Below are 11320 nucleotides of genomic sequence, written 5' to 3'. Positions count from 1 at the left end.
AATTATTCCTCAGTAGCTCAGTTGGTTTAGAGCACCTGACTGTTAATCAGGGGGTCGCTGGTTCAAATCCAGCCTGGGGAGAACATAAGATTATTACTCCCATAAAAATGAAAAGATCCGCTAAATTAAAAATAACATTTAAAAATTTTAATTCAACATTTCTAAAAAGAGGAATATAATTAGGCATTTTTATTTTTAATAATTTAACATAGAACATATCTACAACACAACCACACAAAAAAAAAGAATATCCTTTTTTATAAAAAATATTTGAAATTCCTTCATAAAAATTCCAAGAATGATTAATAAATCTTACTCCCTTATTAAAAATAATTCCATAAAATAAACAATCAATTAAATTGCTAATAGCCCCTGCCAATAATAAACAGATAGATATTTTATTTTTTTTATAAAAAAATTTTAAATTTCTAATTAATATTATTCTAATAATACTAATTATTAGTTTTTCTAAATATCCATATTTTAAATTAAACCCATATCCAATTCCAGGATTTTCATTAAAAATTAATTGAAACCAATTAAAAATTTTTAAACTTTGTCCTAATTTAAAATGTGTTTTTATATAAATTTTTATGATTTGATCTAAAAAAATTAATAATATTAACATAATTTTTTATTATTCTTTTTTTTTTAATAAAATTTTAATTTTATTTTTTTCAATAAATGAAAAAATCCCATTTTTTAAATGATTAATTACAATTAATTCTGAAGTAAGAGTTTCTTCACAAAGAAAGTGTTCATTCAATTTTAATATTTTATCTATAAAAAAAGATTTTTCTATATAAAGATAAATTTTATCTGTTATTTTATAATTAAAAAATTTTCTTATATTTTGGATTCTATTTATTAATTCTCTAGAAAAGCCTTCTTTTTTCAGAGTATCTGAAATAGTAGTATCTATTGCTACAGTTATTCCATAATTACACAAGGCGCTCCAACCTTTAAGATATACTGTTGATATAAATACATTTGTTTTAGACAAACATATTTTTCTATCATTGATATTTAATCTTAAAAAATTTTTTGTTTCTATTTTTTTTATATTTTCTATAGTTAAGTTATTTATTTTTTTATAAATTAAAGTTACAACCTTTCCAAATTTAGGTCCAAGTAATTTATAATTTACTTTAATTTCTTGTTTAGTAACACTAGAAAGTTTGTTTTTTGAAAAAAATTTTATTTGTTTTATATTTACTTCTCTTTTTAGAAGATTTAAAAATTTATTAAATTTAAAATTATTGGTATTGATTACTATCAAAGCTCTTTTTAAAGGTTGTCTAACTTTTAATTTTTCTTTTTTTCTTAATGAAAAAATCATTGATGTTATTTTCTTAGCTAGCCTCATTTTTAATTCTAAATTTTTATTTATAGCTTTAATATTATATTGAGGAAAATCTGATAAATGTACACTTTCAAAAGATTTTTTTTTTAAATAAAAATTTAAATTTTTATAAAAATTTTCCATAACAAATGGAGCTATAGGAGATGATATTTTATATATTGTTGATAAACAAATATACAAAGTTTGATATGCAGAAATTTTATTTGTTGTATAATTTTCTTTCCAAAATCGTTTCCTAGATAATCTTAGATACCAATTACTTAAATTTTCTATTACAAAATTTTCAATTTTACGTACTACTTTGGTAGGTTCATAATTATGATAATAATAATCTGTTTTTTTTATAAGAGAATTTAATTCAGATAAAATCCATTTATCAATAAATGGTCTTTTTTTTAAAAGAATTTTTTTTTCTTTTAATTTAAAATTATCTATTTTAGCATAAATATAAAAAAAATAATAGACATTATATAATGTTCCAAACAATTTTTGTTTTATTTTTTCAATAATTTTTATATTAAATTTAATATTCTCCCATGGAGAAGAATTTGATATTAAATACCATCTAATAGTATCAGGACCATATTTCTTTATAATTTTAAAAGGATTTATAGTATTTCCTCTACTTTTAGACATTTTTTTTCCTTTTTCATCTAAAACTAATCCATTAGATATTACATTTTTAAATGAAATTGAATTAAATAACATGCAAGAAATTGCATGTAATGTAAAAAACCATCCTCTTGTTTGATCAACACCTTCACAAATAAAATCTGCAGGAAACATTATTTTTTTTTCAATTAAAAATTTCTTTTCAAAAGGATAATGTAATTGTGCATATGGCATAGCACCTGAATCAAACCAAACATCTATAATATCAGATTCTCTAATCATAGGTTTTTTATAATTAGAGATTAAAATAATTTTATCTAAATTATGTTTATGTAAATCTATACTATCATAATTTTTATCTGACATATTTCCTATAATAAAATTTTTCAAAGGATTATAACTCATTAAACCTTCTTTCACAGATTTTTCTATTTCATTTATTAATTCTTTTATAGATCCAATTACTCTTTCTTCATCTCCCTTTTTTGTTCTCCAAATAGGTAAAGGAATTCCCCAAAATCTAGAACGTGATAAATTCCAATCATTTATATTTTTTAACCAAAAACCAAATTTTTTTTTTCCTGTGGATTTGGGAGTCCAATTTATGGAATTGTTTAATTTTAACATTTTTTCTTTAAAAAAAGAAGTTTTAATAAACCAAGAATTCAAAGGATAATATAATATCGGTTTTTTGGTACGCCAACAATGAGGATAGGAATGAATATATTTTTCTATTTTAAATACTTTATTTATATTTTTTAAATATAAAGCTATTTCCAAATCTACTGATTTAGCAGGACGATTTTTATCACTATAATATTCATTTTTTACATATTTTCCACTAAATCCATATGGGGTTTCTTTTATAAATTTTCCTTCCATGTCTACTAAGGGAACAGGAATTTTATTTTTATCTAAAATTAACATTGGAGGAATATCCTTTTTTTTAGATAAAAAAAAATCTTCTTCACCAAAAGTAGGTGAAATATGTACTATTCCAGTACCATTTTTTTTAGTTACAATATCACTAGATATAATTTTAAATGCTTTTTCTTTCTCTTTATAGGGGGAAAACCAATTAATTAATTGTTCATAATTACTTCCAATAAGTTTATATCCCTTAAATCCATTTAAAATTAAATATGGAATTTTATTTTTTTTAATTTTTTTTAATTCTTTTTTAGAATTTACATAATAAAAGTTTTTTGATAAAACTTTCTTAACTAATTTTTTAGCTAAAATAATATTTATCTTTAAAAAAGAATAAGGATTATATGTAGATATTATTACATAGTCTATATTTTTTCCTACTGTTAATGCAGTATTCGAAGGTAAAGTCCAAGGAGTAGTTGTCCAGGTTAAAAAATATATTTCTCCAGTTATTTTTTTTAATTCTTTTGGAAGAGTATTTTTTATACATTTAAATTTCACTATTATTGTTAAATCTGTTATTTTTTTATACCCACCAGGGAAATTTAATTCATGTGAACTCAATCCTGTTCCTGCAGCAGGAGAATAAGGTTGAATTTTATATCCTTTATATAATAAATTTTTATTATGAAAATTTTTTAATAACCACCATATTGTTTCTATATATTTAGTTTTAAATGTAAAATATTGTTTTTCTAAATCTATCCAATAACCAATTTTTTTACTTAATTTCAGCCATTCGTTATAATAACGCATTACAGCTTCTTTACATTTAGTATTAAATTTAAATATACTTATTTTTTTTCCTATATCATTTTTAGTAATTCCTAATTCTTTTTCAACTACTAATTCCACTGGTAATCCATGTGTATCCCAACCTGCTTTTCTTTTTACTTTTTTTCCTTTTAAAGTTTTATATCTACAAAATAGATCTTTTATTGTTATAGGAAGTATATGATGTATTCCAGGGGAACCGTTAGAAGAAGGAGGACCTTCATATATTATATATATGTCTTTTTTCTTTTTCTTTTTAAAAAAATTTTTTTTTTCCCAATAAATTATTATTTCATTTGTTAGTTTTTCTATTTCTAAATGTTTATATTCTTTAAACATACTTTTTATGTATCAATTATTTTAATTTTAATTTTAATTTTAAGTAAGTATAGCGGGAACAGGACTCGAACCTGTGACCTTCGGGTTATGAGCCCGACGAGCTACCAACTGCTCCACCCCGCAATATTATATATATATATATTTTTTTAAAAAAAAACAAATAAGTTTTTAATCTATTTTTATTTTGCTAGCATACTTTGTAAGTAAAATAAAATCATTTACAGATAATTGTTCAACTCGTTTATTTAAAATAGGAAGTTTATAAAATTCTGTAGAAAACGATAATATTTTTAATGAATTAAATAATTTTTTTCTTCTATAAAGAAAGGCTGTTTTAACTATATTAAAAAATATAGATTCTTTTATTTTAAAATTTAATTTTTTTTTTAACATTTTTACCACAGCAGATTTTACCCTTGGTTTAGGAATAAAAACATTATTATTAACTGTAAATAAATATTCTATTTTATAAAATGTTTGCATTATTACAGATAATTTCCCATATGATTTTTTTTTATTTTTAGAGGTTATTCTTTCTGCAACTTCTTTTTGAAACATTCCTATACATTCTGGTATATATTCACGATATTTAATTATTTTAAATAAAATTTGTGAGGAAATATTATATGGAAAATTTCCAATTAAAGTAAAAGAAGATAAAAAATATTCTTGGGGATTCCAATTTAAAAAATTTAAATTAAAAATATTATTTTTTATAATTGAAAATTTTTTTTTAAGAAAAAAAACATATTTTTTATCTATTTCTATAAGAAAAACATTTTTAGATTTTAATAATAAATATTGTGTTAACATTCCCATTCCGGGACCTATTTCTACAATAGTTTTTTTAAATGAAATACTATTCACTATTTTTTGTGCAATATTTTTATCATGTAAAAAATATTGACCTAATTTTTTCTTAAAAAACATCTTAATTTAATATTTATATTAATAAAATATATAATATAATATAATATAATATAATATAATATAATATAATATAATATAATATAATATAATATAATATAATATAATTTTTTTTTATGATAAAAGGAAAAATTAGACAGATAAGAGGTCCAGTAATTGATGTTTCATTTGAAAATGAATCCTCTTTACCGAATTTATATGATTCTTTAGAAGTTTTTAATAAAGAAAAAAAACAAATTATACTTGAAGTCCAACAACATATTGGAGACTGTACTGTACGTTGTATATCTATGGATATAACTGATGGCTTAAAAAGAGGACAAGATGTTATTTCTCTCGGAACTACAATTAGTATGCCAGTAGGTGAAGAAATTAATGGAAGAGTATTTAATGTTGTAGGAGATACTATTGATGGGTTAGGTCCTTTGACAAAGTCTAAAAGACTATCAATTCATAGAGACCCTCCTAAATTTGAAGAATTATCAACAAATCTTAATATATTATATACAGGAATAAAAGTAATTGATTTAATTGAACCGTATATTAAAGGTGGAAAAATAGGTTTATTTGGTGGTGCTGGTGTGGGAAAAACCGTTTTAATACAAGAATTAATTAATAATATTGCTAAATCTTATGGAGGATTATCTGTTTTTGCAGGGGTAGGAGAAAGAACTAGAGAAGGAAATGATCTTTTAAGAGAAATGATTTCTTCTGGAATAATAAAATATGGGAATTCTTTTTTAAAAGAAATGACAAATGGCAAATGGGATTTAACTAAAGTTGATAAAACAGAATTAAAAAAATCTAAAGCAACATTTGTATTTGGCCAAATGAATGAACCCCCAGGAGCAAGAGCCAGAGTAGTGTTATCAGGATTAACATTAGCTGAATATTATAGAGATAGTAGTGGCCAAGGAAGAGATGTACTTTTTTTTATAGATAATATTTTTCGTTTTACTCAAGCAGGATCTGAATTATCAGCTTTATTAGGTAGAATGCCTTCAGCAGTTGGATATCAACCGACTTTAGCATCTGAAATGGGAACTATGCAAGAAAGAATAACATCTACTAAAAAGGGATCAATTACTTCTATACAAGCCGTTTATATTCCTGCAGATGATTTGAGTGATCCCGCTCCAGCAACTACTTTTGCTCATTTAGATGCTACAACTGTTTTATCAAGAAAAATTGCATCTTTAGGAATTTATCCAGCTGTAGATCCTTTATCTTCTACATCACGTATTTTATCGAAAGAAGTTCTAGGAAATGATCATTATTTATGTGCACAACGTGTCAAAAAAATTCTTCAACGTTATCAAGAATTGCAAGATATAATAGCTATTTTGGGAATAGAAGAATTATCTGAAGAAGATAAATTAATTGTTCATAGAGCTAGACGTGTTCAAAGATTTTTATCTCAACCATTTAATGTAGCAGAACAATTTACGGGAATTACTGGAAAATTAGTAAATATAAAAGACACAATAGAAGGATTTAATTTCATTTTAGACGGCAAACTAGATAATATAGCAGAAATTCATTTTAATTTAAAAGGAACAATAAATGAAGTAATTGATTCTTCAAAAGAAAAAATAGATATTGCAAAAGATATTGTAAAAGATATAGAAGATGTAAAAGATATAGAAGATGTAAAAGATATAGAAGATGTAAAAGATATAGAAGATGTAAAAGATATAGAAGATGTAAAAGATATAGAAGATGTAAAAGATATAGAAGATGTAAAAGAAGAAGAGGGGAATAATATAGAAGATGTAAAAGAAGAAGAAGAGAGAGATATAGAAAAAGAAAATAAATGAAAATTTTTATTTTAAAAAAAGAAAAAAAAATTTTAGAAATCGAAGGATTCGCTGTGTTTTTTTCTACTGAAAAAGGACAATTGGAATTATTAAATAATCATTGTTCCTTGATATCGATGATATCATCTGGAATAATTAAAATTTATAGTAATTTTTTACTTGAAAATGAATTTTTCCTTGAAAAGGAAATAAAACTTGAAAAGGAAATAAAACTTGAAAAGGAAATAAAAATTTTGTGTAATCAAAATACAACTATTTTAAAAATAAAAATTAATTCTGGTTTTTTAAAATTAAAAAATAATAAGATTATTTTTTTAGTTTAAAAAAAAGTTAATAAACTAATTATTCCTAATTCATAAGAATTAAGACCAAATCCAAATATACTGCCTTGACAAACTTCTGTTATAAATGATTTCTTTCTAATTTTTTCTCTAGAAAAAATATTTGTAATATGAACTTCAATAACCGGGCTTGACACAGATTTGATAGCATCTGCTATTGCTAAAGAAGTATGAGTATATGCACCTGGATTTATAACAATTCCATTGTATTCAAACCCGATATTATGAATTATATCAATAATTTCCCCTTCATGATTACTTTGATAAAAGTAAATTTTTGCAATATTTTTATTTTTAATAGATTTTTTTAAAAGATTAATAAAAATTTCAATGTTTTTTTTACCATATATTTTGGGTTCTCTTTTACCTAAAAGATTTAAATTTGGACCATTTATAATAGCTATTTTTTTCATTTGTTTTTTTTTTATTTGTTTTTTTTTATAAACTTTTTTTTTCTTTTGTTTCAAAAAAATAGTTTCTTTTGTTTTTTTTTCTATTTTTTCAAAAAAATAGTTTCTTTTGTTTTTTTTTCTATTTTTTCAAAAAAAAAATTATCCAATATGGAATTATTATTAAAAAAAATATTATACACCAAAAACCAGAAAAACTTATTAATAAAAATAATATAAACCCTAAAAATTTTTTTAACATTAAAAAAAAATTCAAATTATTTTTCAAGAATTTGAAGAGCTGTAATCATTTCATTTAATTTGCCATTCATAAAATGATCTAAATAATAAATGGATTTATTAATCCTATGATCTGTTACCCTTCCTTGAGGATAATTATAGGTTCTTATTTTTTCTGATCTTTCTCCTGTCGAAATAAGAGATTTTCTTTTTTTAGAAAGAAGTTCATTTTTTTTTTTAAATTCTGAATTATAAATTCTAGCACGTAAAACTTTAATTGCTTTTTCATAATTTTTATGTTGTGATCGTTCTTCTTGACATTCTGCTACTATTCCAGTAGGAATATGAGTTAAACGAATTGCAGATTCTGTTTTATTAACATGTTGACCTCCTGCGCCACTAGCTTTAAAAGTCTCTCTTTTTATATCTGATAAAACTATTTTTATATTATTCTTGTAATAATTTTCTGGAATAACAGCTACTGTTATTGCAGATGTATGTAATCTACCTTGTGATTCAGTATATGGGATTCTCTGAACTCTATGAACACCTGATTCAAATTTTAATTTGTCATAAACATTTTTTCCTTCTATTTCTAATATGATTTCTTTATATCCTTTTATTGATCCTTGTTGCATATTTAATATATCATATTTACAACCTAATTCTTTAAAATAAAGAGTATACATTCTAAATATATCTTCTACAAAGATACAAGCTTCATCACCTCCAGTGCCTGCTCTTAATTCCATTAAAATTTTGTTATAATTTTTTTTCTTTAAATTTAAATTTAAATTTAAAAGATTTTCTATTTTGTTTAAAATATTTTTTTTTTCTAAAAAAAGATTTTTTTTCTCCAAAAAAGCTAATTCTAATAATTCTGAATCTTTTTTTAAAAGATTTTCTATTTCTTTAATATTGGTTTTATTTTTTTTTAAATTATTATAATAATTAATTATTTTATATAAAAATTTATATTCTTTATAAATAAGAATATATTTTTTATAATTTTTTATTATTTCCGGAGTACTAATTATAATTAACTTAGAAAGGGAATTAAATTTTTTTTTAAAAATTTTAATTTTTTTTGAAAAAAAAATTTCATTCATTTTATTTTTATAAATTTTAAATATATATAAAATTATGTTTGATATAACTGAAAAAAAAACCAATAAAATTTATCCATTTAAATATGAAGGAATAGTAGTTAGTGAAGGAGTATTAGAAACGATGACAGACAAGTATGGCTTTTTAAGATCTTCTTATACTAATTATTTATCCTCATCTAAGGATGTTTACGTTTCACAATCTCAAATAAGACTTTTTAGAATTAAAACAGGTGATACTATCAGAGGAGAAGTACGAACTCCAAATACAAAAAAAGGAGAAAAATATTTTCCTTTGAAAAGAATATTTCAAATAAATGGACGATTTCCTACTTCTGTAATAAAAATAAAATCTTTTAAAAAGTTAACTCCATTATTTCCAAATGAAAAATTTAAAATTTCAAAAAGAAAAGTAACTCTTTCTACAAGAATTGTAGATTTATTTTCTCCTTTAGGAAAGGGGCAAAGAGGAATTATAGTAGCACCTCCTAAAACTGGGAAAACGACTTTATTAAAAGAAATAGCCAATACAATTGCTTCTAATCATCCAGAAGTATATTTAATAATTCTTTTAATAGATGAAAGACCAGAAGAAGTAACAGATATGCAAAGAAATGTTAATGGCGAAGTAGTATACTCTACTTTTGATGAACCAGCAGAAAAACATGTAAAAGTAGCTAATATTGTTTTACAAAAAGCAAAAAGAATGGTTGAATGTGGACATGATGTAGTAATTTTATTAGATTCTATAACACGATTAGCACGAGCATATAATACGGTATCTCCTACATCTGGAAAAATTTTATCAGGAGGTGTAGATTCTAATGCTTTGCAAAAACCTAAAAGATTCTTTGGTGCAGCTAGAAATATTGAATATGGAGGTTCTCTTTCTATAATTGCTACTGCAATAATAGAAACGGGCTCAAAAATGGATGAAGTAATTTTTGAAGAATTTAAAGGAACAGGAAATATGGAATTACAATTAGATAGAAAAATTGCGAATAAAAGAATTTTTCCAGCTATAGATTTGAATGCTTCTAGTACAAGAAAAGAAGAATTTTTATTAACTAAATACAATTTAAATAAAATGTTTCTTATAAGAAAACTTCTGGCTGAAATGACGTCTGTCGAGGCAATTGATTTTATCAAAACACGTTTAATGAAAACAAAAAATAATAAAGAATTTTTTCAATCTATTAAATCTAGAAAATCTATTAAATCTATAAATTTAATTAAATATTAATAGTTAATTATTAATCTAATACTTTTATTATAATTTATATATTGGGTCCCCCAATTTATTAATGTTAAAAGTTTATTTCTAAACCCTACGATTTTAATTAAATGTATAGACATCCAAATAAGCCATGCAAAAAATCCACTTATTTTTAAAAAAAAAATATCACAAACGGCCTTATTTCTCCCTATAATTGCCATTGTAATTTTATTGTGATAATTAAAAGGAATTAATTGTTTTTTAGAAAAAAATCTATTAAAATTTTTTGCTAAATGAATTCCTTGTTTCATAGCAGGAAGTGCTATCATGGGATGTCCATTTGGTTTCATAACTGCTACATCTCCTATTGCAAATAAATTTTTTTCCCCTTTAACTTTATTAAAACAATCTACCTGAATTCTATTATTGGCTAAATATTTTTTTTTTAATCCTTTAATTAAAGCCCCTTTAACACCTGCTGTCCAAATAACATTAATTGATTTTAATTTTCCTTTATTTGTCGATAAAATTTTTCCATCATAATCTTTTACAGGATTATTTAACCAAACATTTACCCCCATATTTTTTAAATATTTTAATGCTTTTTTAGAAGAAGATTCTGACATTCCATCTAATAATCTTTTAGTAGCTTGAATTAAATGAATCTTTATTTTTTTATTATCTAATTCTGGATAATCTTTAGGAAAGATTGAAGATTTGAATTCTGCTAATGACCCTGCTAATTCTACTCCTGTTGGCCCCCCCCCCACAATAACAAAATTCATTAATAAACATTGTTTTTTATAATTTGTTTCGTATAAAGCAGATTCAAACCTTTGTAAAATACAATTACGTAAATTTAAAGCTTCCTCAAGAGTTTTCATTGGTAAGGCAAATTTTTCAATATTTTTTTTTCCAAAAAAATTTGTTTTAGAGCCAGTAGCTAAAATTAAATAATCATAATATAATTCTCCCATATTTGAGAATATAATTTGAGTTTTTAGATCTATAAAATTTACTTTAGCTAAACGGAAAAAAAAATTATAATAATTATTTAGAATTGTTCTTATAGATTTTGCTATAGAATCAGGTTCCAAACCAAATGTAGCCACTTGATATAAAAGAGGTTGGAAGGTATGATAATTATTTTTATCTATCAAAACAATTTGGAAAAATTTTCTATTTAATTTATAAGCTACTTGTAAGCCACCAAACCCTGATCCAATAATTACAACTCTTTTTAAATTTGTATTTGGAATATTCATT

9 protein-coding genes and 2 tRNA genes are annotated in these 11320 nt (G+C 22.8%); 4 read left to right on the top strand and 7 right to left on the bottom strand.

Translation table 11 applies throughout. From position 1 onward, the window contains the following. Positions 1-6: 6 nt before the first annotated feature. Positions 7-81: transfer RNA gene (locus tag DDE61_RS00105), tRNA-Asn, on the top strand. On the opposite strand, the gene DDE61_RS00100 is transcribed toward DDE61_RS00105, so the two are convergent. From DDE61_RS00100 to rsmA, 4 genes are all read right to left on the bottom strand, one after another. Beyond that, entirely contained in the window at positions 47-628 is a 582-nt protein-coding gene (locus DDE61_RS00100) for a signal peptidase II (protein ID WP_110476709.1), read from the bottom strand. The two genes, DDE61_RS00105 and DDE61_RS00100, sit on opposite strands and share 35 nt — an antisense overlap. Before the next feature lie 9 nt (positions 629-637). After that, positions 638-4018, bottom strand: coding sequence for an isoleucine--tRNA ligase (ileS, locus tag DDE61_RS00095; protein WP_110476706.1), 3381 nt, complete (start codon positions 4016-4018; stop codon positions 638-640). Between the two features lie 50 nt (positions 4019-4068). Continuing rightward, positions 4069-4141 (bottom strand) — tRNA-Met (locus DDE61_RS00090). A gap of 45 nt (positions 4142-4186) precedes the next feature. Next, complete coding sequence (gene rsmA, locus DDE61_RS00085) at positions 4187-4948, bottom strand: 16S rRNA (adenine(1518)-N(6)/adenine(1519)-N(6))-dimethyltransferase RsmA (RefSeq protein ID WP_110476704.1); 762 nt, start codon at positions 4946-4948, stop codon at positions 4187-4189. A 113-nt stretch (positions 4949-5061) separates the two neighbouring features. Between rsmA and atpD the strand changes: the two genes are divergently transcribed. Together atpD and DDE61_RS00075 are read left to right on the top strand one after the other, a co-directional pair. Further along, positions 5062-6762 carry a F0F1 ATP synthase subunit beta gene (atpD, locus tag DDE61_RS00080; protein WP_110476702.1) on the top strand — a complete coding sequence of 567 codons (1701 nt, stop codon included), beginning with the start codon at positions 5062-5064 and terminating at the stop codon, positions 6760-6762. Further along, positions 6759-7085, top strand: a complete 327-nt coding sequence (locus DDE61_RS00075) for an ATP synthase F1 subunit epsilon (RefSeq protein WP_110476700.1) — start codon at positions 6759-6761, stop codon at positions 7083-7085. The genes atpD and DDE61_RS00075 overlap by 4 nt, the downstream gene beginning before the upstream one ends. Here DDE61_RS00075 and aroQ read toward each other — a convergent pair. Then, a complete protein-coding gene (aroQ, locus tag DDE61_RS00070) occupies positions 7082-7516 on the bottom strand; it encodes a type II 3-dehydroquinate dehydratase (RefSeq protein WP_110474157.1) in 435 nt (144 codons plus the stop codon). The genes DDE61_RS00075 and aroQ overlap by 4 nt on opposite strands. Positions 7517-7770: 254 nt before the next feature. Continuing rightward, entirely contained in the window at positions 7771-8841 is a 1071-nt protein-coding gene (gene prfA, locus DDE61_RS00065; RefSeq protein ID WP_110476853.1) for a peptide chain release factor 1, read from the bottom strand. 34 nt (positions 8842-8875) lie between these two features. Here prfA and rho point away from each other — a divergent pair, with 34 nt between their 5' ends. Continuing rightward, positions 8876-10081 (top strand): transcription termination factor Rho, encoded by a 1206-nt coding sequence (gene rho, locus DDE61_RS00060; protein ID WP_110476698.1) that lies wholly within the window; start codon positions 8876-8878, stop codon positions 10079-10081. Here rho and DDE61_RS00055 read toward each other — a convergent pair. Then, positions 10078-11319 carry an NAD(P)/FAD-dependent oxidoreductase gene (locus DDE61_RS00055; RefSeq protein WP_110476696.1) on the bottom strand — a complete coding sequence of 414 codons (1242 nt, stop codon included), beginning with the start codon at positions 11317-11319 and terminating at the stop codon, positions 10078-10080. The two genes, rho and DDE61_RS00055, sit on opposite strands and share 4 nt — an antisense overlap. Position 11320: the final 1 nt, after the last annotated feature.

It is taken from the genome of Candidatus Karelsulcia muelleri, from assembly GCF_003214255.1.
Taxonomy (GTDB): domain Bacteria; phylum Bacteroidota; class Bacteroidia; order Flavobacteriales; family Blattabacteriaceae; genus Karelsulcia; species Karelsulcia muelleri_B.
The sequence above is the reverse complement of the archived record's forward strand: the minus strand, read 5'-3'. Positions and strand labels throughout refer to the sequence as shown.

Bases quoted from the DNA above. Each gene is read 5' to 3' on its own strand.
- rho (WP_110476698.1), top strand. From the start codon at position 8,876: ATGTTTGATATAACTGAAAAAAAAACCAATAAAATTTATCCATTTAAA.
- prfA (WP_110476853.1), bottom strand. From the start codon at position 8,841: ATGAATGAAATTTTTTTTTCAAAAAAAATTAAAATTTTTAAAAAAAAA.
- ileS (WP_110476706.1), bottom strand. From the start codon at position 4,018: ATGTTTAAAGAATATAAACATTTAGAAATAGAAAAACTAACAAATGAA.
- rsmA (WP_110476704.1), bottom strand. From the start codon at position 4,948: ATGTTTTTTAAGAAAAAATTAGGTCAATATTTTTTACATGATAAAAAT.
- DDE61_RS00100 (WP_110476709.1), bottom strand. From the start codon at position 628: ATGTTAATATTATTAATTTTTTTAGATCAAATCATAAAAATTTATATA.
- aroQ (WP_110474157.1), bottom strand. From the start codon at position 7,516: ATGAAAAAAATAGCTATTATAAATGGTCCAAATTTAAATCTTTTAGGT.
- DDE61_RS00075 (WP_110476700.1), top strand. From the start codon at position 6,759: ATGAAAATTTTTATTTTAAAAAAAGAAAAAAAAATTTTAGAAATCGAA.
- atpD (WP_110476702.1), top strand. From the start codon at position 5,062: ATGATAAAAGGAAAAATTAGACAGATAAGAGGTCCAGTAATTGATGTT.
- DDE61_RS00055 (WP_110476696.1), bottom strand. From the start codon at position 11,319: ATGAATATTCCAAATACAAATTTAAAAAGAGTTGTAATTATTGGATCA.